General features: G+C 63.4%; 23 protein-coding genes. 8 read left to right on the forward strand and 15 right to left on the reverse strand.

Annotation, left to right across the window (positions count from 1 at the left end; genetic code table 11):
* Window positions 1–43: 43 nt before the first annotated feature.
* Window positions 44–646: an NAD(P)H:quinone oxidoreductase gene (gene wrbA, locus ACEQXE_RS11255; RefSeq protein ID WP_370179383.1), complete on the forward strand. Its 603-nt coding sequence runs from the start codon at window positions 44–46 to the stop codon at window positions 644–646.
* 260 nt (window positions 647–906) lie between these two features.
* On the opposite strand, the gene ACEQXE_RS11260 is transcribed toward wrbA, so the two are convergent.
* The gene (locus ACEQXE_RS11260) at window positions 907–1,497 is read right to left on the reverse strand and encodes a GNAT family N-acetyltransferase (protein ID WP_370179385.1); all 591 of its coding nucleotides are present in this window, start codon (window positions 1,495–1,497) and stop codon (window positions 907–909) included.
* 147 nt (window positions 1,498–1,644) lie between these two features.
* Here ACEQXE_RS11260 and purC point away from each other — a divergent pair, with 147 nt between their 5' ends.
* From purC to purQ, 4 genes are all read left to right on the forward strand, one after another.
* Window positions 1,645–2,445, forward strand: a complete 801-nt coding sequence (gene purC / locus ACEQXE_RS11265) for a phosphoribosylaminoimidazolesuccinocarboxamide synthase (protein WP_370179387.1) — start codon at window positions 1,645–1,647, stop codon at window positions 2,443–2,445.
* Between the two features lie 84 nt (window positions 2,446–2,529).
* The gene (locus tag ACEQXE_RS11270) at window positions 2,530–4,611 is read left to right on the forward strand and encodes a DUF3857 domain-containing protein (RefSeq protein ID WP_370179388.1); all 2,082 of its coding nucleotides are present in this window, start codon (window positions 2,530–2,532) and stop codon (window positions 4,609–4,611) included.
* A gap of 93 nt (window positions 4,612–4,704) precedes the next feature.
* Window positions 4,705–4,938 carry a phosphoribosylformylglycinamidine synthase subunit PurS gene (gene purS, locus ACEQXE_RS11275; protein ID WP_370179389.1) on the forward strand — a complete coding sequence of 78 codons (234 nt, stop codon included), beginning with the start codon at window positions 4,705–4,707 and terminating at the stop codon, window positions 4,936–4,938.
* Between the two features lie 3 nt (window positions 4,939–4,941).
* Window positions 4,942–5,616: a phosphoribosylformylglycinamidine synthase subunit PurQ gene (gene purQ, locus ACEQXE_RS11280; protein WP_370179391.1), complete on the forward strand. Its 675-nt coding sequence runs from the start codon at window positions 4,942–4,944 to the stop codon at window positions 5,614–5,616.
* A 53-nt stretch (window positions 5,617–5,669) separates the two neighbouring features.
* On the opposite strand, the gene ACEQXE_RS11285 is transcribed toward purQ, so the two are convergent.
* From ACEQXE_RS11285 to ACEQXE_RS11305, 5 genes are all read right to left on the reverse strand, one after another.
* A complete protein-coding gene (locus tag ACEQXE_RS11285) occupies window positions 5,670–8,027 on the reverse strand; it encodes a putative bifunctional diguanylate cyclase/phosphodiesterase (RefSeq protein ID WP_370183854.1) in 2,358 nt (785 codons plus the stop codon).
* Between the two features lie 79 nt (window positions 8,028–8,106).
* Window positions 8,107–9,930 (reverse strand): glutamine--fructose-6-phosphate transaminase (isomerizing), encoded by a 1,824-nt coding sequence (gene glmS, locus ACEQXE_RS11290; RefSeq protein ID WP_370179394.1) that lies wholly within the window; start codon window positions 9,928–9,930, stop codon window positions 8,107–8,109.
* A 19-nt stretch (window positions 9,931–9,949) separates the two neighbouring features.
* Complete coding sequence (locus ACEQXE_RS11295) at window positions 9,950–10,315, reverse strand: type II toxin-antitoxin system VapC family toxin (RefSeq protein WP_370179396.1); 366 nt, start codon at window positions 10,313–10,315, stop codon at window positions 9,950–9,952.
* The gene (locus tag ACEQXE_RS11300; protein ID WP_370179397.1) at window positions 10,312–10,572 is read right to left on the reverse strand and encodes a ribbon-helix-helix domain-containing protein; all 261 of its coding nucleotides are present in this window, start codon (window positions 10,570–10,572) and stop codon (window positions 10,312–10,314) included. Before ACEQXE_RS11300 ends, ACEQXE_RS11295 begins: the two co-directional genes overlap by 4 nt.
* A gap of 41 nt (window positions 10,573–10,613) precedes the next feature.
* A complete protein-coding gene (locus ACEQXE_RS11305; protein ID WP_370179399.1) occupies window positions 10,614–11,537 on the reverse strand; it encodes a DMT family transporter in 924 nt (307 codons plus the stop codon).
* A 260-nt stretch (window positions 11,538–11,797) separates the two neighbouring features.
* Between ACEQXE_RS11305 and ACEQXE_RS11310 the strand changes: the two genes are divergently transcribed.
* Window positions 11,798–13,351 carry a CpaF family protein gene (locus tag ACEQXE_RS11310; protein WP_370179400.1) on the forward strand — a complete coding sequence of 518 codons (1,554 nt, stop codon included), beginning with the start codon at window positions 11,798–11,800 and terminating at the stop codon, window positions 13,349–13,351.
* Between the two features lie 3 nt (window positions 13,352–13,354).
* On the opposite strand, the gene ACEQXE_RS11315 is transcribed toward ACEQXE_RS11310, so the two are convergent.
* A complete protein-coding gene (locus tag ACEQXE_RS11315) occupies window positions 13,355–13,585 on the reverse strand; it encodes a hypothetical protein (RefSeq protein ID WP_370183859.1) in 231 nt (76 codons plus the stop codon).
* 89 nt (window positions 13,586–13,674) lie between these two features.
* Here ACEQXE_RS11315 and ACEQXE_RS11320 point away from each other — a divergent pair, with 89 nt between their 5' ends.
* Complete coding sequence (locus ACEQXE_RS11320) at window positions 13,675–14,598, forward strand: DMT family transporter (RefSeq protein WP_370183862.1); 924 nt, start codon at window positions 13,675–13,677, stop codon at window positions 14,596–14,598.
* Between the two features lie 72 nt (window positions 14,599–14,670).
* Window positions 14,671–14,802 (forward strand): entericidin A/B family lipoprotein, encoded by a 132-nt coding sequence (locus ACEQXE_RS11325; RefSeq protein ID WP_370179404.1) that lies wholly within the window; start codon window positions 14,671–14,673, stop codon window positions 14,800–14,802.
* Window positions 14,803–14,864: 62 nt separating this feature from the next.
* Here ACEQXE_RS11325 and ACEQXE_RS11330 read toward each other — a convergent pair whose 3' ends face one another.
* The 8 genes from ACEQXE_RS11330 to ACEQXE_RS11365 all read right to left on the reverse strand — a co-directional run bounded on the left by ACEQXE_RS11330 (window position 14,865) and on the right by ACEQXE_RS11365 (window position 21,891).
* A complete protein-coding gene (locus ACEQXE_RS11330) occupies window positions 14,865–15,461 on the reverse strand; it encodes a DUF938 domain-containing protein (RefSeq protein WP_370179406.1) in 597 nt (198 codons plus the stop codon).
* Window positions 15,462–15,519: 58 nt separating this feature from the next.
* On the reverse strand, window positions 15,520–15,981 hold the full coding sequence (locus ACEQXE_RS11335; protein WP_370179408.1) for an ABA4-like family protein: 462 nt from the start codon (window positions 15,979–15,981) through the stop codon (window positions 15,520–15,522).
* Window positions 15,982–15,992: 11 nt separating this feature from the next.
* Window positions 15,993–16,688: a nucleoside-diphosphate sugar epimerase gene (locus ACEQXE_RS11340; protein WP_370179409.1), complete on the reverse strand. Its 696-nt coding sequence runs from the start codon at window positions 16,686–16,688 to the stop codon at window positions 15,993–15,995.
* Window positions 16,689–16,712: 24 nt separating this feature from the next.
* Window positions 16,713–17,873 (reverse strand): deoxyguanosinetriphosphate triphosphohydrolase, encoded by a 1,161-nt coding sequence (locus ACEQXE_RS11345; protein ID WP_370179411.1) that lies wholly within the window; start codon window positions 17,871–17,873, stop codon window positions 16,713–16,715.
* Window positions 17,874–17,935: 62 nt separating this feature from the next.
* Window positions 17,936–18,637: an aspartate/glutamate racemase family protein gene (locus ACEQXE_RS11350; RefSeq protein WP_370179413.1), complete on the reverse strand. Its 702-nt coding sequence runs from the start codon at window positions 18,635–18,637 to the stop codon at window positions 17,936–17,938.
* 91 nt (window positions 18,638–18,728) lie between these two features.
* On the reverse strand, window positions 18,729–19,691 hold the full coding sequence (locus ACEQXE_RS11355; protein WP_370179414.1) for an alpha/beta fold hydrolase: 963 nt from the start codon (window positions 19,689–19,691) through the stop codon (window positions 18,729–18,731).
* Window positions 19,688–20,689: an SO2930 family diheme c-type cytochrome gene (locus tag ACEQXE_RS11360; protein WP_370179416.1), complete on the reverse strand. Its 1,002-nt coding sequence runs from the start codon at window positions 20,687–20,689 to the stop codon at window positions 19,688–19,690. Before ACEQXE_RS11360 ends, ACEQXE_RS11355 begins: the two co-directional genes overlap by 4 nt.
* The gene (locus ACEQXE_RS11365; RefSeq protein ID WP_370179418.1) at window positions 20,686–21,891 is read right to left on the reverse strand and encodes a parallel beta-helix domain-containing protein; all 1,206 of its coding nucleotides are present in this window, start codon (window positions 21,889–21,891) and stop codon (window positions 20,686–20,688) included. The genes ACEQXE_RS11360 and ACEQXE_RS11365 overlap by 4 nt, the downstream gene beginning before the upstream one ends.
* Window positions 21,892–21,897: the final 6 nt, after the last annotated feature.

Consider the following 21,897-nt stretch of genomic DNA (forward strand, 5'->3'; position numbering starts at 1 on the left):
CGCATTGACGGTTCACACCCGGACAATTCGCGAAAGGAAGCGCATGACCAAGATACTCGTCCTCTATTACTCGTCCTACGGCCAGACCTCGAGCATGGCCGAAGCCGTTGCCGAAGGTATTCGCGAAGGCGGCGCCGAGGCGGTGATCCGTCACGTGCCCGAAACCGCGCCGGCAGAGGTTGCCAAGAACGCCGGGTTCACCGGTATGCCGGGGCACCAGGAAATCGATGGGCCGGACGAACTGGCCGAGTATGACGGCATCGTGGTCGGAAGCCCCACCCGTTATGGCCGGATGACCAGCCAGATGGCGGCCTTCTGGGATACGACCGGCGGGTTGTGGATGAAGGGGGCACTGGTGGGCAAGGTCGGCGCGGCCTTCACCTCCACCGCCAGCCAGCATGGCGGGCAGGAGACCACGCTGCTCTCGATCCTCACCAATCTGCTGCACATGGGCTGCACCATCGTGGGACTGGACTACGGCTTTCAGGACCAGATGGGCGTGGACGAGGTCAAGGGGGGCGCGCCCTATGGCGCCACCACGATCGCAGGCGGCGACGGAAGTCGCCAGCCGAGCGAGGTGGAACTGGATGGTGCACGTTACCTCGGCAAGCGCGTGGCCGAAACGGCAGCCAAGCTGCACGGCTGACGCGCATCCTGTTGCGACGCGCTCCGCAAGTCTCGTGCCCGGAGCGCGTCCAGCAAAAGTGGATACCGTTTTTGCGCTTCGGACGCGCGACCGACAGGAACGTCTGACACACCTGACACAGTGTCTTAAGGGGAAAAACCGGCCTGCCTGCTCGGCACTGTTCGAGAGCGGCAGAGACAGGACAGCGCTGGAAGCCATGCGGCACGACTAGCGCGATTGCGGGCCTGTAGGACAGCGGCGATCTAGTGCACCTTGGCGAGCTATAGCACGCCCATCCAGAACTGCATGATGTGGTCGATGTCTCCTGACCCACCATGCTCCGCCCACCCGAAATTCGTGGTGACACCCGGCATCGGCGCATAGCCGCGCGCACGCCAGAAGGCATCGAGTGGGCGATGGTCGGCGGGCCGGGCGGGATGATCCCGAGGCCGGACGACCGCGCAGAAGCACGCCCATTTCGCCCCGGCCTCTCGCGCCGCGGCCTCGCGCCCATCGAAGAAGGCATGGCCAATGCCCCGCCCGCGGTATTCGGGCAGCAGCACGCTCTCGCCGAAATAGAATACATCCTTCGCCGGATAACCCGCAGCCTCCAGCGGCGCACGAAATGCAGCTTTCTGGCCTGCCATTGGCGAGGCGGTTGCCGCGCCGGCGATGCGATCCCCGTCTTGCGCTGCGATCAGCACCGATCCCGGCTCGGCAGCGAATTCGCGCAGGTACTCGCGCTCGTAATCCAGCGAACCCTCGTAGAGGTAGGGATATTCCGCAAATACCGCGATCCGCAGCCGCGCAAGGTCGTCCAGTGCGCTATCCAGCGCGGGCCCACGCAGGCGTTCGATCACGATATCGCTCATGCGCCGCGCGGTAGCGGACACTGCGGGCCAACCGCAATTGCCCTCCACGCGCTTTGCCGCTATTGGCGAACGCTCGCCCCGGCCTCTCCCCGCGAGACGTCGGGGCGCTGCTGTTTAGTCATCCACGCTGTAAGGACATCCCAGCCCATGTCGCGTCGCCGCCAGATCTACGAGGGCAAGGCCAAGATCCTCTATGAAGGCCCCGAACCGGGCACGCTGATCCAGTATTTCAAGGATGATGCGACCGCCTTCAATGCGGAGAAGAAGGGCACGATCAACGGCAAGGGCGTGATCAACAACCGCATCAGCGAGTATGTGTTCACCCGGCTGGGCAATATCGGCATTCCCACGCACTTCATCCGCCGCCTGAACATGCGCGAGCAGCTGATCCGGCAGGTGGAGATCATCCCGCTGGAAGTCGTGGTGCGCAATGTCGCGGCGGGATCGCTGTGCAAGCGGCTGGGCCTCGAAGAAGGCGAGCCGCTGCCGCACACGCTGATCGAATATTATTACAAGGACGATGCGCTGGGCGATCCGCTGATCGCGGAAGAGCACATTGCCTGCTTCAACTGGGCCAGCCAGGAAGAGATGCAGGACATGGCGGCGATGGCGATCCGCATCAACGATTTCATCGCCGGGATGTTCGCTGCGGTCGACATTCGGCTGGTCGATTTCAAGCTGGAATTCGGGCGACTGTGGGATGGCGATTATTCGCGCGTGATCCTGGCCGACGAGATCAGCCCCGATGGCTGCCGGTTATGGGACATGAACTCGGGCGAGAAGCTGGACAAGGATCGCTTCCGGCGCGATCTGGGCGGCGAGGAAGAAGCCTACCAGGAAGTCGCGCGGCGCCTGGGCGTGCTGCAGAACGACGACAACACGCCGGGCGAGGTGTTCGATCTTTCCGCCCATCGCGGCCGCATGCGCGGCGTGCCCAAGAAGAAGTAGCGCCAAGCTTCGGAATTCTGGCAGTTTCTCTTTGTCCTGCCCGCCATTCGCGTTACGGATGGCGGGTCTAGAGGGGGAAGCCAGATGTATTACTCACGCACTGCGGTGGCTGCGGTTGCGCTCGCCATCATGGCACCGGCTCATGCGCAGGACGATGGGATCGAGCGTGCCCCACGCGAAAGCTGGGTCGCGCCGTCGGCGCTATTCGAAGTGCCCGAGGACGCGACCGGAACGGTTTTCGTGCGGCGGCAGGACTATCTGGTCCGGCTGGAGGATGGGATCGAGAAAACCTATGTCGGCTCGCGGATGAAATTGCTCAACCCGGCCGCGCTGCAGCTTGGCAATATTACCCTCAGTTGGGATCCGGGCACGAGCAAGCCCATATTGCACACGTTGAAGATCTATCGCGACGGGCAGGTGATCGACCTCACCCAGCAGGCCGAGTTCGACGTGCTGCGACGCGAGGACATGCTCGAACAATCGATGATCACCGGTGTACTGACGGCGGTCTACACCATCCCCGATCTGCGCGTGGGCGACGAGCTCGAATACGAGGTGACGACCGCAGGGCAGCCCCGGACCTTTGTCGACGACAGCTACGGCCTGCTGATGCTTTTGGACCAAACACCGCCCGGACGGTTCAAACTGCAACTCTCGTGGGCCGAGGGTGAAGAGCCGCGCACGAAAGTCGCGCCGGCGTTCTCCGAAATGGTTCTACGCGGCGACAGCGCGATCACCATAGAGGCCGACAATCCCGAAAGGCTGCGACCGCCCAAGGATGCCCCGCCCCGCTACGCCTGGGGGCGAATGGTCGAATATTCCGACTTCGCCTCGTGGGCCGAACTGTCGAGCAAGTTCGCCGCGCTCTATACAGAAGCTGCCGCGCTGCCCGCAGACTCGCCGCTGCGCGAAGAGACCGCGCGGATTGCTGCCGCCTATCCCACGCAAATGGGCCGCGCAAAGGCCGCGCTTAAACTGGTGCAGGATCAGGTCCGCTATGTTTTTGTTGGCCTCAACGCGGGCAAATTGTCGCCCGCGAGTGCAGAGGAAACCTGGCAGCGCCGCTATGGCGACTGCAAGGGAAAGACGGCTCTGCTGCTGGCGCTGCTGAGCGAGCTGGGCGTCCCGGCCGAAGCCGTGATGGTCAACCTGACGCAAGGCGCCGACGACGGACTTGAACAGCGCCTGCCAAGCCCGCTGCTGTTCGACCACGTGCTGGTGCGCGCGACCATCGACGGAGAAACCTATTGGCTCGACGGGACCTTGCCATCGGTCGCCACGCCGTCTCGCAAACCACGCGGTGAATTCCGCCGCGTGCTCCCCTATCGGGAACAGGGCGTGGGGCTGGAGACCCTGCCTTGGGAAGCTGACAGCCTGCCCAGGAAGATGACCTTGTACGACATCGACGCCAGCGCCGGGTTCGAGGAACCGGGGCGATTGACAATCACCAACGTGACGCGCGGGATCGAGGCATTGCAGCTCTATTCGGTTTTCTCCTCGGTGCCTCGATCGCAATTCGAAGCGGATATTTCAAACGGCTACGCCTCGAATGGCGCGATGGACGAGGTCGAAAGCGCAACCTGGCGTTTCGACGAGCCGACCTCTGCCATGATCATGACCGTCTCCGGGACGGGGCCGGTGGACTGGGATGAAGATTACGCAGCGAGTTACTCGCTTGCGCTGCCCGGTGGGGGGTTTTCGCCGCCATCGCGCCGTTCGCGACCGTCCAGCCAGGATGGGTCGGCGCCGTATTATTCTGAACCGGGCTATAGCTGCCACGTCACCACCGTGACCTACCCCGCCGATACTCGATCTGCAGAGTGGGCTTTCAACAGCCAGTTCTCCCAATCGATGTTCGGAGAAACCTACACGCGCCGATACGAGAAGCGGGACAAATCGATCTCGATGGTGCGCGGCTTTCGCACCGAACGACTGGAAATTTCGCCCGATGAGGCTGCGGCCGACAACAAACGAATAGATGATTTCGACAACGAGAAGGCGATCATCTATCACCGCCCCTTGACGGAGACGGATGGCACCAGGGTGGTTGTGCGTGTCAAATACGTCGAAGATGACAAACTGCTCCCAGCGGGCAAAACCGGCAATGTGCCCTTGGCGAGCGATCCGGTATGGCTGGGCGCTTCGCCGCCGTGCCTTGCCGGTTAGCCGACTTTTCCCCGTGCCCACGTTGCACTCACGCTGCCACAGGCTATAGGCGCAAGCCTCTGGTCCAAACCTAACGCGGGGCTATTCTTCAGGATGAAAAAGCGCATTTTCGTGACCCTCAAGCCCGGTGTGCTCGACCCGCAGGGGCGCGCGGTGCACCACGCGCTCGACGGGCTGGGCTTTGCAGGCGTGAACGATGTGCGGATCGGGCGGCTGATCGAGCTCGATCTGGCCGACGATGTTTCGGACGAGAAGATCGGCGAGATGTGCGAAAAGCTGCTCGCCAACATGGTGATTGAGAATTACCGGATCGAGGATGCGGGCTGAGCCATGAAAAGCGCGGTCATCACCTTCCCCGGATCGAACTGCGACCGCGATATGCAGGTCGCGCTGCAGGAGGTATTCGGCACCGCCCCGGCGCAGGTCTGGCACCGCGACACCGCACTGCCAGACGGGCTCGATTTCATCGCGCTGCCTGGCGGCTTCTCTTACGGCGACTACCTGCGCTCGGGCGCGATGGCCGCGAACAGCCCGATCATGCGCGAAGTTAAGGCCGCGGCGCAACGCGGCGTGCCTGTGCTGGGCGTGTGCAACGGATTCCAGGTGCTGGCCGAATCCGGCCTGCTGCCCGGCGCCCTGATGCGCAATGCAGGCCAGCGCTTCGTGTGCCGCGATGTCGCGCTGAAGGTCGAAAACACGCAGACGCTGTTCACGTCCGGCTTCGATGCGGGCGAGACGATCACGATTCCCGTGGCCCACCACGATGGCAATTTCTTTGCTGACGAGGCGACGCTGGACGCGTTGGAGGGCGAAGGCCGCGTGGTCTTCCGCTACCTCGCCGCGACCAATGGCTCGCGCCGCGATATCGCGGGAATCGTCAACGAAAGCGGAAATGTGCTGGGCATGATGCCGCACCCGGAGCGCGCGATGGACGCGGCGCATGGCGGCACCGACGGGCGACGACTTTTCGAAGCGGTGATGAAAGGGCTGGCCGAAGCGGCGTAATTTTTCGGAGCGTCAAACCACCCGCCCCGCGGTAAGGGCCCTCCAGTAGACGATCAGGCCCGCAGCGCCCGATAGTCCGTATCGAACAGGGCGCGCGCATCTTCGCTCGTCATGGGACGGCCGAAGTAGAAACCCTGGATCCGGTCGCAGCCCATGTTGCGCACCAGCTTCGCTTCTTCGTCGGTCTCGACGCCCTCTGCGGTGGTCTTCATCTCCAGGCTTTTCGCCATCGCAACGACGGCCCGCACGATAGCCAGGCTTTCGCTGCTGCCCTGCGCGGCGCCCTGTACGAAGCTGCGATCGACCTTGATGGTCGAGAACTGGAGCTTGCGCAGGTAGCCGAGTGAGGAATAGCCCGTGCCGAAATCGTCCAGTGCGACCTGGCAGCCGAGCGCCATGACCCTGCCCAGCGCAACCCGCGCGACTTCCGCGTCGTTCAGGAAAATGCTCTCCGTCACCTCGATTTCCAGGCGCTGCGGTGCGAGGCCGCTGCGGTTGAGCGCATCGACCACCGTATCGACGAAATCGGGCTCCACCAGCTGCTCGGGCGAGACATTGACGTTGACCTTGACGTGCTTGGGCCACGCAACCGCTTCCTGGCACGCTCGCTTGAGCACCCAGGTGCCGATCGGCACGATCAGGCGCGTATCTTCTGCCACCGGAATGAATTTGCCGGGACTGACAAAACCATGCTCCGCGCTCTGCCAGCGAACCAGCGCTTCGAAGCTGACCACATTTTCGGAATTGGCATCGACTACCGGCTGGAAATTGAGCAGCAGCTCGTCCTTCTCCAGCGCCTTGCGCAACGAGAATTCCAGCTGGCGGCGCTCCTCCGCATGTGCGTGGAGCGAGGGTTCGTAGGCAAAGTGCACTCCGCGCCCATCGTCCTTCGCGCGGTACATCGCGAGATCGGCATTGCGCATCAGTTCCTCGACCGTCTTGCCGTCGCGCGGCGCGAGCGCGGAGCCCGCGCTGGCACCCACAAACAGGGTGTGGCGATCGACCTCGTAAGGTAGTGACAGCCGATCGATCGCCTTGCGTGCAATCGCATCGACAGCGGCATAGTCCGGCGCATCACGAACGACGATACCGAATTCGTCGCCACCCAGGCGGCCGCATACGTCGTTGTCGCCGGCCACTTCGCTGAGACGTTTCGAAACCTCTTCCAACAGCATGTCGCCCACCTGGTGGCCGAGCGAGTCATTGACCGCCTTGAACCGATCTAGGTCGATCATGATGAATGCGCAGCGTCGCCTTTCAGCCTGCGCCAGCTCCATTGCTTCACGCAGCGTTTCGTTGAGCGACAGGCGATTGGGCAGGCCCGTCAGCGTGTCGTAACGGGCGAGATAGGCGATCTTTTCGGAGGAATTGCGCTGCTCGGTCACATCGGAGCCAACTCCGCGGAAGCCGCAAAACCGGCCTCTGTCGTCAAGGATCGGCGTCCCGGACAGTTCCCACCAGCGACGCTGGCCATTGATCCGCACCTCGATGAAGAGATTGGCAAAGCTCTCTCGCCGATGCAGCTTGTCGGCCAGTTCGTTCAGGCTTCGAGGAAGGTCGCCACGGTCCCAGTCGTCGCCGGCAATCATCTGCAGGAATGCCGCGCCATCCAGATCTCCCGGTGTGCGGCCCAGCGCGTAGGCGAAGCGCGGCGATGCCGACCGGATCCGGCGCGACGTATCGATCTGCCACAGCCAGTCCGCCTCGTTCTCTTCGAACTCGCGCAACAGCATCGAAACCACCTCGGACTTCTCCGCCACGGAGATTTCCGCGACGCTCGATCGCAGGAATGTCTCTGCCCTGCGCAAGATACTCAACACGTTGAGGAGATAGAAGATCGTGGTGATGCAGGCGGTTACCGTGTCTCCGCCCAGAGCGAAGCCGATGGTTGCGACAAAGCATGCGGGTGAGATGAATACGATCGCTCGCAGCGGCACCACAGCCATGATCGCTGCGGTGGCGGAAACGACGACGGCGATAAGCGCGAAACCGCGCAGCATCCCTTCGATATCGGCAAACACGGACAGAAGCAGCGGGACGCACATCCAGGCAATTCCGAGCCATGCCGTGCCGAACAGGTGCTTGGCGACCTGGCTGGTCGTAACGGAACGTTCCCGCGCATTGCGCATCTTGCTTTCGAGGCGCACGAAATTGAGCAGCCCGCCTGCCAGCAGGGCGATCCACATCGCGATGAAGACGGGCGGCACGAAGGGCTGCATGCATACGCTGCCGACCACACCGCCGACGCCATGAGCCAAGGTCCGCAAACGGGTCTGTCCGGCCAGCTGGTCGTATTGCAGGCTGCGGATGAAGGCACGATCGAAGCCGACGATATCGCGCAAGCCAAGAAGCGCCGGCAAGGAGAGACGCGCCGGTAGTTCCGGCGTCTTCGAGACTTCAGGCTTTGTCACAACCCTTGCACCTAACCCGAAAAAGTTATTTCGATGTAAAGGCTGTGACGGGTGAGCGTCGCCGTGAGAGTACTTTAAACTATTCTACCGTAACGGATTTCGCGAGGTTGCGCGGTTGGTCGACATCCGTGCCCTTCACCACCGCGACATGGTAGGCAAGAAGTTGGACGGGGACCGCGTAGACGAGCGGCGCGATGAGCGGGTGGACACGCGGCATCTCGATCGTCGCGAGGCAGCCCTCGCCCGCTTCTTCCAGCCCTTCGCGGTCGGAGATCAGCACGATCTTCCCGCCGCGTGCGCGCACCTCCTGCATGTTGGACACGGTCTTTTCGAACAGCGGCCCCGAAGGCGCGATCACGATCACCGGCACATGCTCGTCGATCAGCGCGATGGGCCCGTGCTTCATCTCTCCGCTGGCATAGCCTTCTGCGTGGATATAGCTGATTTCCTTCAGCTTCAGCGCGCCTTCCAGCGCCATCGGGAAATCCGGCCCACGCCCCAGGTACAGTACATCGCGCGCAGGCGCGATCAGCGGAGCCATCGCCGCGATGTCGTCGTCATGGTCGAGCGCGCCGTTGAGGCTTGCCGGGGCTTCGAGCAGATGATGCACAACCTCCTGCTCGTCGGCGCGGGTCATGTGGCCCTTCACCACCGCCAGCTTGGCCGCCAGCGCGGCGAGCACGGCCAGCTGGCAGGTAAAGGCCTTGGTCGATGCGACACCGATTTCGGGGCCCGCGTGGGTCGGCAAGAGCAAGTCCGCCTCGCGCGCCATCGTGCTGGTCGGCACGTTGACCACCGCCGCAATCGTCTGCCCGTTGGCCTTGCAGTGGCGCAGCGCGGCGAGCGTGTCGGCGGTCTCCCCGCTCTGCGAGATAAACAGCGCGAGCCCGCCATCTTCGAGCACCGGGTCGCGATAGCGGAACTCGCTCGCGACATCGATGTCGACCGGCACGCGCGCGAACTGTTCGATCCAGTACTTGCCGACGAGACCGGCATAGTAGGACGTGCCGCAAGCGACGATGGTGATGCGGCGGATGGCGGACAGGTCGAAGTCGATCTGCGGCAGCGCCACCGTCTCGTCCGCCTGACGGACGTAGCTGGAGAGCGTCTGGGCAACCACTGTAGGCTGCTCGAAGATCTCCTTCTGCATGTAGTGCCGATAATTGCCCTTCTCGACCGCGGCGGCGCTGGCGCCGGAAGCCACGATTTCGCGGGTGACCTGCTCGCCCTCGTCGTCATGGATGGTGGCGCCATCGCGGGTAACGACCACCCAGTCGCCTTCCTCAAGGTAGGCGATGCGCTGCGTCAGCGGAGCGAGCGCCAGTGCATCCGACCCCAGGAACATCTCGCCCTCGCCATAGCCAAGCACCAGCGGCGAACCGAGCCGCGCGCCGATCAGCAGGTCGGGATGCTCGCGGAAGGCGATGGCCAGCGCGAAGGCACCGCGCAGGCGGGGCAGCACGGTCTGCACTGCATCTTCGGGCGAAGCACCCTGTTCGATCTCGCGGGAGACGAGGTGCGCAACGACCTCGCTGTCGGTTTCGCTTTCCAGCACGCGCCCGTCGGCGAGCAATTCCTCTCGCAGCGACCGAAAATTCTCGATTATTCCGTTGTGCACCAGCGCGAGCGCAGCCGTCGCATGCGGGTGCGCATTATTGGCGGTGGGCGCGCCATGCGTAGCCCACCGTGTATGCGCAATGCCGACATTGCCGGGCGCGGGTTCGCTCGCCAGCACCTGCACGAGGTTGGCCAGCTTGCCCTCTGCGCGGCGGCGGATCAGCGATCCTTCGTTGAGCGTGCATATCCCGGCACTGTCATAGCCGCGATATTCCATGCGTTTGAGACCATCGACCAGACGGTCCGCAACAGGCTCGCCACTCACGATTCCGATAATGCCGCACATTGCTTCGGTTCCTTAGGCTCTATTTGTAGGGGACGCGGATACCCGGCATCGCCGCCGGGAAATCCTTCGTGTTTCGGGTGACCAGGATCGCGCCATATTCCTGCGCGGAGGCAAATACGATGGCGTCGGGTATGCGCAAGGTCTTGCGGTGATATCTTAGTTCGGCAGCGCGCCGCGCGATCTCTGCCGAAACCTCGCTGATGGCGAAATTGGACAGGAAAGCTTCGGTTTCCTCGCGAACGGTCGATGGCACACCGGCGAGGACTTCGATCCAAGTGATCCGGCTGATCCATGGACGCGAGGCACGCCGCAGCTCCGAATAGGCCTCTTGCCGGTTGCCAAGGGCATCGACCACGATGTTGGTATCGAAGAAGATGTCGCTCACGCATCGCCCCCTTCGCGATCACCTTCGCTTGGGCCATCCCACTCGGTGCGCAATCTGTGCTGGAATGCGAGGCCATCCTCCTGCACGCCGTGACGGGCCCAGAGGCCGAAGCCCTTCTCCAACCAGTCCTTGTCCTGTGCGCGATAAGCGCTGACCGCTTCGCGCAGGATTGCGGCGCGCGACTTGCCCTGCTCGTCCGCTAGCCGGTCGAGCCATTTGATGTCGTCATCTGGCAGGTCTGCGAGGATACGGGTCATGTTGATATCTTGATATCACATCGCGATATCATGTCAATGCCTCATCGTTCGGCAACCGGCTCTTCATCGACCGTTTTGGGCCTCGCCGCGCGCGGCGTGGTGAGCCAAAGGAACAGGCCTGCCCCGATAATGATCGTCGCCCCGCCGAGCGTCGGCAGGTCGGGCACGTCGCCGAACAACAGGTAGCCGAGCGCGGTTGCGACCAGCATCTGCACGTATGTCATCGGAGCGATGGTCGCTGCGCCCGCACGCGTGGTCCCCAGGAAGGCGAGCCAGTGCGCCGTGCTGGCAGTGATCGCCACTAGGGTGCATCGCAGCACGATGCTCCAGTCGGGCATGCCGACCTGCAAGGCTGGCGCACCACTGAAATGGCCGACTGTGGCCGCAGCGATCAGGAAGGGGGTCGCGAGGCAGGCGATGAACACCTGCATCGACAAGGCACTGCCATCGCCCGCAGCGGCGCGGTTAGAGATGACCATCAGCGCAAAGAAGAACGCGCTCGCCACCGGCAGGCACGCCACCCAGCCCAGCTCGGCGAAATTGGGTCGCAGGACCAGCATCACGCCGATCAGCGCGAGCGGCGTGAGCAGCCACACCGCCGGGCGCACCTTCTCCTTGAGCAGCGGCCCGCTGAGCAGCGCGACGAAGATCGGAGAGACGAAGGCCAGCGCCATCGCCTCTGCCAGCTGCATGACAAAAATGGCCGAGAAGAAGCACAGCGTCGCGCCGGCAAGGCAGAACCCGCGCGCAACCTGCAGCCAGCCGCGCTTGGGCCGGAAGGCGGACGGCCCCTCGCTACGCCACAGCAGCAGCGACAGCCCGATCGCGCCAATCGTGAAGCGCAGCGCGGCGACTGCCAGCGGGGACCACTCACCCGCCATGGTCTTGACGATGGCATCGCCCACCGAAAGCGAACTGAAGCCCGCCACGGCCAGCAGGATGCCACTTCGTTCGTCATGCTGCATGGCGGGTAGATGATCCTTTGCTTTACGATTGTACGATTGCGCCCGGCCTTACGCGATCAGCACCGTCATTCCAGCCATTGATGCAGGGCAAATCGTGGACAGGCCCTGCCGGTGCTCCTGCCTGCCTTGTCCTTTGATCCGCTTAGCGAATTGCTAAGGTTTCGATCCTATTCACCATTTCCGAGAAGGCGGTGTTGGCCATTGTGCCAGCACTCCTACGGCCATTCGCGCCTTGAACCAGGCTTTTGGGGGACACAGGAATGAGCGCTTTCGGACGCAGGAACGGGCCCGGGGGCATGACGCCCGGAAGCCGTCCGGCATTCGGCAACGCCAAGCCCATGAAGGGCGGCACGAACGCTCGTCCGCAGGATTCCGACGGCGGCGAGCAGTTTCCGCCGATCCCGAACGATGGCGGGAAACCGCAAGACCCTGCAGCTTCTCCGGCACCTTCTGCCAGCCCGGCACCTGCCGCACCCAATCGCCATGCAGACGCGATGAGCCGTCTGAACGAGCGGTCGAACGCAGTCCATGTGAAGGAAGAAGTCGCCGGGTTCGAGGCAAGCGTCCACAAGATCAAGGAGCAGGTGCTGCCACGCCTGCTCGAACGGATCGATCCCGAAGCCGCATCCACGCTGAGCAAGGATGAACTGGCGGAAGAATTCCGCCCGATCATCATGGAAGTGCTGGCGGAGCTAAAGATCACGCTTAACCGGCGCGAACAGTTCGCGCTGGAAAAGGTGCTGATCGACGAGCTGCTCGGGTTCGGGCCGCTCGAAGAGCTGCTGCAGGACCCGGACGTCAGCGACATCATGGTCAACGGGCCGGACCAGACCTACATCGAAAAGAAGGGCAAGCTGACACTCGCCCCGATCCAGTTCCGCGACGAACAGCACCTGTTCCAGATCGCGCAGCGGATCGTGAACCAGGTCGGCCGCCGCGTCGACCAGACCACGCCGCTGGCCGACGCGCGCCTCAAGGACGGCTCCCGTGTCAACGTGATCGTCCCGCCGCTGTCGCTGCGCGGCACCGCGATCTCTATTCGTAAATTCTCCGAGAAACCCATCACCATCGATAACCTCGCCAACTGGGGTTCGATGGACAACAAGATGGCGACCGCGCTGAAAATCGCTGGCGCGTGCCGGATGAACGTGGTCATCTCGGGCGGTACGGGCTCGGGTAAGACGACGATGCTCAATGCCCTGTCGAAGATGATCGACCCGGGCGAGCGCGTGCTGACCATCGAAGACGCCGCCGAACTCCGCTTGCAGCAGCCGCACTGGCTGCCGCTCGAAACGCGCCCGCCCAACCTCGAAGGTCAGGGTGCGATCACCATTGGCGATCTCGTGAAGAACGCGCTGCGTATGCGCCCCGATCGCATCATCCTGGGCGAAATTCGTGGCGCCGAAGCGTTCGACCTCCTCGCCGCGATGAACACAGGCCACGACGGTTCGATGTGTACGCTCCACGCCAACAGCCCGCGCGAGGCGCTGGGCCGTATGGAAAACATGATCCTGATGGGCGACATCAAGATCCCCAAGGAAGCCATCAGCCGCCAGATCGCGGAGTCGGTCGACCTGATCGTCCAGGTGAAGCGCCTGCGCGACGGGTCCCGCCGCACCACCAACGTGACCGAGGTGATCGGGATGGAAGGCGACGTCATCGTGACGCAGGAATTGTTCAAGTTCGAATATCTGGACGAGAGCGAGGACGGCAAGATCATCGGCGAGTTCCGCAGCTCCGGCCTGCGCCCGTATACGCTTGAAAAGGCCCGCCAGTTCGGCTTCGACCAGGCGTATCTGGAAGCCTGCCTCTAACCATCAGCCCTGCAGCATCGCGGGTAGCCCCGTTGCGATCAGTCCGCCGCCGATAACCGCAGCGGCGAGGAAGATCGTGAACCACGGCATGCATCCCACGCGGTCGATCCGCGCGCGCTTGCCCCTCGCCCGCTCCGCCACCAGCGCTACCAGTGCCAGCAGGATGAAGCCCGCGCCGAGCAGTGCGACCCGCCCCGCATCGCTCAGGAATATCAGGTTGTGCAACCAGTCCATGCCGGGCCAAGTGGTGGCGCGCACGCGATAAGGCAATGCGCCTGCGCGTTCGGCTTGCGCATGCGCTCCGTTTCTCTACCAGCAGCGGCATGGAATCCGGTGTCGCCCAGTCCCGTCCCCTGCTGGCCATCGGCCTACGGCTATTGGCGGCGCTCGCGCTCACCACCCTTTCCATGCTGGTCAAGCTGGCAGGGGAACAGGGCGTCCATCTGTTCGAGATGATCTTCTGGCGGCAGGCGGTCACGCTTATCGTTATGATCGGCTTTGCTGCGGCCACGGTCGGCCTCGGCGCGCTCAAGCCCGTCCGGTTCGGCGCCCACGTGGTGCGCAGCGTATTCGGAATCATCGGCATGGCGCTGGTCTATGGCGCGGTGATCCTGCTGCCACTGGCGGAGGCGACCACGCTCAATTTCACCGCGCCGATCTGGGCGGTGATCCTTTCCATGCTGCTGCTGAAGGAAAAGATCGGTCGCTACCGCTGGAGCGCGGTGGCCATCGGCTTCGTGGGTATCCTGATCGTCACGCAGCCGGGCGGATCGCCCATCGACCCGCTGGGCCTCGCGGTTGGGCTGGCGGCGGCTTTCATGGTCGCGCTGATCTCGATCCAGATCCAGGATCTCAACAAGACCGAGGGCTCAACCAGCATCGTGTTCTGGTTCTGCCTGCTGACCACCCCGGTCGCGGCACTGGCGCTGCCTTTTGTCGGCCATGCACATTCCACGGACGCGTGGCTGCTGCTGGGCGGCATCGGCCTGAGCGGAGCAGCCGCGCAATTGCTGCTGACGAACTCGCTGCGATTCGGCTCTGCCGCGACCGTTATCGTGATGGACTACACCGCGCTGCTGTGGGCGACGCTGTATGGCTGGCAGGTGTTCGACGACCTGCCCGCCCCCACCACATGGCTGGGCGCGCCGATCATCATCCTGGCTGGCACGATCATCGTGGTGCGCGAAGGCCATCTGGCCCGCAAGGCCCGGCGCGCGCGACCGCCCGAGGAACCGCTTGCCCCCTAGCCTCATTTCTCCTCCCATCGGGACCACCGCACACCAAGGTGCGAGGCCCTTTTGCTGTATGAGGACCAACCCATGATCCGCAAGATTGCAATCGCGATTGGTGTCGCTGCACTTGGCATCACCGCAACCGCCTGCGCCACCGTTAAGGGCGTTGGCCGCGACATCGAGTCCGTCGGCGAAGCCGGACAGGATGCGATCGACTGATCGAGAAATCGACTAAGGCATCGGGCAGAGGTGGGTCTGCCCGGTGGCCTACCCCTGACGCCTTACTGCTTACGATAAACCAGCACGATGTTGTTGGCGGGCATTGCCACCCGTTTGGCACGCGCAAATCCATTGGTCTCGGCCAGCGCATCCACTGCCGATAATGCGCGCAGGCCCCAGCGCGGATCGCGCGTTTTCAAGCTCTCATCGAACGCGAGGTTCGATGGTGCCGTCTCCACATCATCTTCCAGATAGGGCCCATAGAGGACCAGCGGCACGCCTTGCGGCAATATCCGCCCTGCCCCCGCGAATAATCCCTCGGTGGCTTCCCACGGGCTAATATGGACCATGTTGATGCACACCATCGCATCGGCCTGCTCGACCGGCCATACTGCGGCGCTGGCATCGAGCAGGACGGGATCGCGCAGGTTGGGTAACGCCGCCTCCTGCGCATAAGCGGCAATCGAGGCGCGTGCTGCGTCGTCCGGATCGCTCGGCTGCCAGTCGAACTGCGGAAACGTGCGCGCGAAATGCACCGCATGCTCGCCCGTCCCGCTCGCGATTTCGAGCACGACGCCGCGTTCGGGCAATTCTTCCACAAGGACGTCGGCAATCGGCGCGCGATTGCGCTGCGCAGCGGGGCTTTCACGCTTGCTCATCTCTGTATCCACACCGCCAGATCCACTGCCGCACGCGCTGTCTTTTCGACTATCGCCATCACCCAGCGTCATCGGCTCGCGCGCCAAGGAAGGCTCGCGCAATCAGCCAGGCGAAGAGCCCCATTGGCCCCACCATGAAGGTGGCGAGCAGGAACGGCACCTGCACCAGCCGCGAAACGCCCGGCTTGTCCGCATCGCGTGCGATCCACAAGCCAGCGAAAAGGTCGAAGGCGAGGTAATGCGTCCACCCCACCACGATCGCGCCTTCGGACCTGGACATCGCCATCAGGCCTTGCACGCTATATTCGAACTCAGGCTGCGGCAGGCTTCCCGCAGCAGGTACAGGATCGACGAGATTGCCCACCAGCGACACCAGCATCACGATATAGCACGCACACAACAGCCCGATGGCGCCGTATAAGACGGCAAAGAGCACGCTCTCCCTACGTGGCAACAAGATCAACATCGCCCACCCGACCAGCGCAATCACGTTGGTGATATCGAACAGCGCCTGCCACATTGCGTGCTACCTTATCCCTGCTGCGTTTGCGGTTCGGCCATGCTGGCGTCCTTCGCCGTGGGCGCGCGGGAAAGCATCGCCGCCGCCCGCTCAATCCCTTCTACTTCATGCACGAATTTGCCCGGGGTACGCCGCAAGCTGAGTGTCATCAGAGCCTCGGCCACCATCCCCACATCGGTGCCCCGGCCACGCAGTGCCGATGGCACGGAGCGCTTGCTGCCATCCGGCCCGATGCTTTGGGAAAGCGGACCGGGGCGAACAATATCGAGGCGTTTGAAGCCAAGTCGGGCCAACTCCGTCTCGGCCTTGCCTTTGGCGCTCAGGTGCTTGTCGCGCGACCAGCGATCCGCGCCTTCGGAACTGATCGCGATCAGCCGCTCGACCCCGGCAAAGCGCGCGGTCTTGGCGATCTCGACCACGGCTTCTTCCTCGTCGATGGCGCGCAGGGCGCTGTGGTCCTTGCCGACCAGATTGACCGCCGGGCCCAGCCCGATGATGAAAACCTTGGGCTTCATGGCGCGCATCACCCGCACCCAGCGGTCCGCATCGGCGATGAAGACTTCCATCCGGCTGCCGGGCGGGATTTCGACCTCGCCAAGGGTCAGGGCGACGAGGCGGATCGAGGGCTGATGACGCGCCAGTTGCATCAGGTGCATGCCGATGGGTTCGCTCACCCCGCCCATCGCGATACGAAATCGGCTGCTCATCGCGTTAAAAACCCTGCCCCTAACTCACACGTTACTAAGATCGCCCGGTGCGTCTCCGAAAAACTCCCGCACCCGCTCCAGCGCATACTGATCCGACATGCCCGCGATATAATCGGCGATATGGCGGCTTCGGTGCGGTTCTTCGGCAGGCAGGCTATCCGCCCACCTCGATCCCATTCTTGACGGATCTTCGCAATAGGCATCCCACAACTGTACGATAACGGTATTGGCTTTTTCCGCCGTCGCGGTCTGTTCCGGGTGGTAATAGAGCTTGGCATACATGAAGGCCTTCAGCCGCCGCTCCGCTGCATGCATCGCCGGAGAGAAGCCTGCGAGTGCCCGGTCGGATACGGCAATCTGCGCGCGATCCTCGATTCCTTTTGTCGACGCGCGCGTATGGGCCAGCACATCGTTGACCATCCAGCCGATCTGCCCGCGCACCAGTTCGCGCAACTGCCGGTCGCGCGGCGCATGGGGGAAGCGGCGCTCCACCTCGCGCCACTGATCGGCGATGAAATCGAGCGTCAGCAGGTCGTCGAGTTCGAGGAACCCGGCGCGCAGGCCATCGTCGATATCGTGATTATCGTAGGCAATGTCGTCAGCCACAGCGGCGACCTGCGCCTCGAGGCTGGGCCATGTTCCGAGGTCGAGCGGGAAAGCCGCGTCGAGTTCCGCCAGCGCCCAGTGCGGCGCCTCGACCGGCCCGTTATGCTTGGCGAGCCCTTCGAGCACTTCCCAGCTGAGGTTGAGCCCCTCGTGCGTGCAATAGGGGCTTTCGAGCCGCATGAGCGTGCGCAGGGTCTGCGCATTGTGATCGAATCCGCCATGCTCGGTCAGCGCATTATCCAGTGCATCCTCGCCCGCATGGCCGAAGGGCGGATGCCCGATATCGTGTGCCAGACACAGTGCCTCGGTCAGGTCTTCGTCCAGCCCCAGCGCGCGGGCGATTACACGCCCGATCTGCGCAACTTCGAGGCTGTGCGTCAGCCGGGTGCGGTAATGATCGCCTTCGGGCGCGACGAAGACCTGCGTCTTGCTGCGCAACCGCCGGAACGCGATCGAATGAATGATCCGGTCCCGGTCGCGCTGGAAAGCGCTTCGCGGACCGCGCGTCTCGTCGGACGTGCCGGGAAATTCGCGCCCTCGCGAACGCGCGGGATCGGCAGCGAGGGGGGATCGGCTCATGCCGTGTTCGTCTATCCCTCCGCGTGCCACCGGACAACCGCCTCAATCTGCGCTGAAATTCTTCACGCCTCGTCGTCGCCCATCATCCAGTCGACAACCGCGCGGCTGTGGATGCGCGCGGAATCGAAGATCGGCAGCACATTGGCGTCGACGTCGATCACCATGTCGAGCTCTGTACAGGCGAGCACGATGGCTTTGGCACCGTCCTTCTCGAGGTTAGTGATCATGGTGCGGAAGAAGCGCTCTGAATCGCGGGTCGCCTTGCCCTGCATCAACTCGTCGTAGATGATCGAATTGACGCGTTCGACATGGGTCATGTCCGGCGGCAGCAGGTCGATTCCATGCGAGACCAGCTTCTTGCGATAGAAACTTTCAGTCATCACGTTGCGCGTGCCGATCAGCGCCGCATCGGTCACGCCTTCGGCCTTCATCTTGCTGCCAACCGCATCGGCAATATGCAGCACCGGCACATCGACCGCCTCGGCGACCTGATCGTAGACCCGGTGCATCGAATTGGCGGCAATCGCGATGGCCTTGGCCCCGGCCCTTTTCAGCCGCTTCGCCGACCCGGCGAGGATGTCCGCCGCGCGATCCCACTCGTCTTCCTTGGTCAGGCCGTAGAGTTCTTTGAAGTTCAGGCTTTCGATCAGGAGCGGCGCGGAGGTCATCGAGCCCGCGCGTGCGGTGACGGCCTTGTTGATCCACTTGTAATACATGCCGGTGGAAACCCAGCTCATTCCGCCGATCAGGCCAACCTTGCGCAAAAATCCATCCTTCGAATCCGGGAATTCAGACGGGCACCGCCTTACCGATCAAGCACGCGCTGCGTCCAGACCGGCACAGCGCCTATTCCCGTCAATTCACGGCAGATCGGATGCCCTGCTCGTTTAGCCACGCGAGCAGATAGGCGGAGGATCTTTCCGCCACCTCTTCATGCGGCAGGTGGCCAATGCCCGGATAGACGACCAGGCGGCTGTCGGGCAGGTGCGTATCGTACCACAGGCCTGCCTCGACCGGGATCAGCGCGTCCTCCTCGCCCCAGATGACGAGCGTCGGCACGGAGATAGTCGCCACATCGTCCGCGTCGAAAGTGCTCCATGTGCCGGAAAACCGCCGCCGCGTCGCATCGCGGTTGCCGGGGTAGCGCAGCAGCTCCCAATAACGACCCACTGCCTGATCGGTTACGATGGACTGGTTGCTGACCGTTTCGCGCAAGGACCGCTCGATCATGCTGCGCGGCGTGATATGCTTCATCAGCTGGTTCAGCACTGGCGTGCGGGCGATGGTGAAACCGATATTGCCGCCACCCTCGCGCTCGATCGGGGCACCGCCGGCATCGACCAGAACCAGTCCGTCCAGCCGTTCGGGATGCGCCAGCGCATAGGCGACCGAGTGCCCGCCACCCATCGAGTTGCCGCCGAGGACGAAGGTCTCGATCTCGAGCGCGTCGGCCACCTCGTCGATGTCGGCAACGAAGTTGTCGAGCGAATAGTCGTTATCGGGATCGGGCCCCGTCAGCCCGTGACCGACCTGATCGAAACGGACCGCGCGATACTTGCTCTTGAGCGCATCGACCCAAGGCTGCCATGTATGCAGGTCCGCCGCCGAGCCATGCAGCAGGATGATCGCGGGCGCGTCTTTGGGTCCTTCATCGCGCAGATGGACGGTCACGCCACCGCCGATCTCGATGAATTGCGATGGCGCGCTGCCATACTTGGCGCGCATTTCTGCCGGATCGGTATCGGGCGTGCGCAGTAGCAGGAACGCGATGACCAGCAGCGCCAGCAGCAGCAGGACGATCCGCAAGGCCCACTTCATCGGGCCGGCATGCTCTTGATCCAGCGCTCGACCAGCGCGACGCCCTCTTCATCCACGGTCGCCTTGCCGAGTTCGGGCATCGTCACACCGGGCTCGTCGCTCGCCATACGATAGACGAGGATCGAGGACTCCGGGTCGCCGGGCACGATATCGAACATGTGCCCGCCAGAGCCACGGCCCGCCGCCACAGGCCGCTTGCCGATCCCTAGCGCGTGGGCGTCATCCACCTCCCAGCGAAGGTCCAGACCGGAGTTGGAAGCGGTTGCGCCAGCGCGGTGGCAATGCGCGCAATTCACGTCGAGATAGGCGCGCGCAGCGGCTGCGGGATCGGCTGTTTCGCGCGCTTCCCACGTCGGCATCGTATCGGCCCCGTCGGGCACTCTGCCGAGAAAAGACTGCAACCAGGCAGACGAGAGATTGCGCGCCTTGGGGCCGATGGGCGTCACCGCACCATTCAGCCCGTGACACTCCTTGCACTGGTTCTTGTTCGGCACGCGATAGCTGATCTGCTCGCCCCACGGCGTAGCAACGTCTCTGCGCGCCCCGGCCAATGCCAAAGTGGCCTCGTTCTGCTCCTCGTTCCACACGTAGGGCAGCGCGACCCAGCCTTCCTCACGGTGCAGGAGCACGCGGGTCTCGATATAGCGCAGCCACTCACCTTCCGGAAAGGCGAAGGTCTTGATCAGCGCGCTCCCCACCGGCAGATCGAGCAGGCCGCCGCTCGCCGTCTTCACCTCTGTGCCTTCGGGCACGTAGACGTAGCGCAGCTTTTCCGCCCCGTCCGAAAAGAGCGGCATGTTGAGCCGATATGGCTCGACGCCCGGCGTCGGATTGGTCCCTGCCCGGTCGAGGAAGAAACCGAAATTGCCGAGCGTTTTCGGCAAGGTATCGCCCATGATCAGTGTGTCATTGACCTTGGGTGGCGGCAGCGCCTGTACGCCTGCGCTGATCGCAAGCGTAGCCATGGCGGCGCCAAGGATGGCGAGGTTGCGGATCACTTAAGGCGCGCTTCGAGTTCTTCGGGAGCGCCCCAGCCTTCGATGCTGATCGGCTGGCCGATCACGGCGACATCGAGCGGGCCGGGATTGGCCGATTCAATGCCTGCACCTTGCTCTGGCAGGTTGACGGACCAGCCCGCCATGTCGGGGTGGACCATCAGCGTGGCCCACTCGGAATCTTCCAGACCATCCCACATGACGGGGGGCAGCGCGCCGCCGAACGCGGCAAGCAGTTGTTCGGCCCCTTCGAACTGCGGATCAGTGCCACCCTCGTCCGTCTGGTTGTAGTCGATCGTGATCTCGCGCGGGTATGGATTATATTCCGCATCATCGAAGCTCAACGGATAGGCGATGACCATGATCGGCGCGGTGGGGTTGTCGTACAGCATGTTCTGGCCGATCCACACGACCTCGTTCGCCATTACCATGATGCCGGTGCCGCGTCGTACGCTGGCAACGATATTGCCCTCCGGCGCGAAATTGGGCGTGGTGTTATTGGCGACCAGGTTGTTGCGAACCAGCACTTCACCGCCGTTCTTTACCGGCAGGCCCGGCAGGTCGAACACCAGGATGCCCCCGGTATTGCCGGTGACATAGTTGCGCTCGACAATCGCCTTGCGGCTGTTCTCGATCTCGATCCCGGCAACATTGTAGCTGGCGATGGAGTTGCGCACCGTGATCTTGCTCGATTGCCCGACATAGATGCCCGCATCCGAGGCGCCGGAAACCTCCGCCCCGTCGATCAGGATGCCCGTGCTTTCGACCGGATAGATGCCGTAGGCGCCATTGGTGCTGTCGGGCCCGTTGGTCCAGGTGACGCGGACGCCCTGATAGACGATATTATCCGCACCCTTGGACTTGATCCCGTCACCCTTGGGATTCTCCATCCCGAAATCGCGCAAGGTCACCATGTCGCTGGTGACGAGCAGGCCTTCGCCCGAACCCTGCTGGCTGGAAAAGTCGAGCACGCTCGCATGCATTCCCGCACCGCGCAGGGTGACCCCATCGACATCGAGGCTGAGCCCGTCGGTCAGGGCAAAGCGCCCTGCCTCCAGCACAATTTCGTCACCCGGCTCGGCGAGGATCAGCGCCTCCTGCAGCCGCTCCTGCGCGCCATCGCCCGGGGCGACGGTGATGGTTTCGGCAAAGGCAGGCGAAGCAAGCGTTGCCAGCGCGGTGGCGACCATAAGCGTGCGGATCATGTCTCT

The sequence above is a fragment of the Alteriqipengyuania sp. genome (assembly GCF_964222115.1).
Lineage (GTDB): Bacteria > Pseudomonadota > Alphaproteobacteria > Sphingomonadales > Sphingomonadaceae > Alteriqipengyuania.

Excerpts from the sequence above, each read along its gene's own strand:
- wrbA (WP_370179383.1), top strand. The coding sequence starts at position 44 with ATGACCAAGATACTCGTCCTCTATTACTCGTCCTACGGCCAGACCTCG.
- ACEQXE_RS11260 (WP_370179385.1), bottom strand. The coding sequence starts at position 1,497 with ATGAGCGATATCGTGATCGAACGCCTGCGTGGGCCCGCGCTGGATAGC.
- purC (WP_370179387.1), top strand. The coding sequence starts at position 1,645 with ATGTCGCGTCGCCGCCAGATCTACGAGGGCAAGGCCAAGATCCTCTAT.
- ACEQXE_RS11270 (WP_370179388.1), top strand. The coding sequence starts at position 2,530 with ATGTATTACTCACGCACTGCGGTGGCTGCGGTTGCGCTCGCCATCATG.
- purS (WP_370179389.1), top strand. The coding sequence starts at position 4,705 with ATGAAAAAGCGCATTTTCGTGACCCTCAAGCCCGGTGTGCTCGACCCG.
- purQ (WP_370179391.1), top strand. The coding sequence starts at position 4,942 with ATGAAAAGCGCGGTCATCACCTTCCCCGGATCGAACTGCGACCGCGAT.
- glmS (WP_370179394.1), bottom strand. The coding sequence starts at position 9,930 with ATGTGCGGCATTATCGGAATCGTGAGTGGCGAGCCTGTTGCGGACCGT.
- ACEQXE_RS11300 (WP_370179397.1), bottom strand. The coding sequence starts at position 10,572 with ATGACCCGTATCCTCGCAGACCTGCCAGATGACGACATCAAATGGCTC.
- ACEQXE_RS11305 (WP_370179399.1), bottom strand. The coding sequence starts at position 11,537 with ATGCAGCATGACGAACGAAGTGGCATCCTGCTGGCCGTGGCGGGCTTC.
- ACEQXE_RS11310 (WP_370179400.1), top strand. The coding sequence starts at position 11,798 with ATGAGCGCTTTCGGACGCAGGAACGGGCCCGGGGGCATGACGCCCGGA.
- ACEQXE_RS11315 (WP_370183859.1), bottom strand. The coding sequence starts at position 13,585 with ATGGACTGGTTGCACAACCTGATATTCCTGAGCGATGCGGGGCGGGTC.
- ACEQXE_RS11320 (WP_370183862.1), top strand. The coding sequence starts at position 13,675 with ATGGAATCCGGTGTCGCCCAGTCCCGTCCCCTGCTGGCCATCGGCCTA.
- ACEQXE_RS11325 (WP_370179404.1), top strand. The coding sequence starts at position 14,671 with ATGATCCGCAAGATTGCAATCGCGATTGGTGTCGCTGCACTTGGCATC.
- ACEQXE_RS11330 (WP_370179406.1), bottom strand. The coding sequence starts at position 15,461 with ATGAGCAAGCGTGAAAGCCCCGCTGCGCAGCGCAATCGCGCGCCGATT.
- ACEQXE_RS11335 (WP_370179408.1), bottom strand. The coding sequence starts at position 15,981 with ATGTGGCAGGCGCTGTTCGATATCACCAACGTGATTGCGCTGGTCGGG.
- ACEQXE_RS11340 (WP_370179409.1), bottom strand. The coding sequence starts at position 16,688 with ATGAGCAGCCGATTTCGTATCGCGATGGGCGGGGTGAGCGAACCCATC.
- ACEQXE_RS11345 (WP_370179411.1), bottom strand. The coding sequence starts at position 17,873 with ATGAGCCGATCCCCCCTCGCTGCCGATCCCGCGCGTTCGCGAGGGCGC.
- ACEQXE_RS11355 (WP_370179414.1), bottom strand. The coding sequence starts at position 19,691 with ATGAAGTGGGCCTTGCGGATCGTCCTGCTGCTGCTGGCGCTGCTGGTC.
- ACEQXE_RS11365 (WP_370179418.1), bottom strand. The coding sequence starts at position 21,891 with ATGATCCGCACGCTTATGGTCGCCACCGCGCTGGCAACGCTTGCTTCG.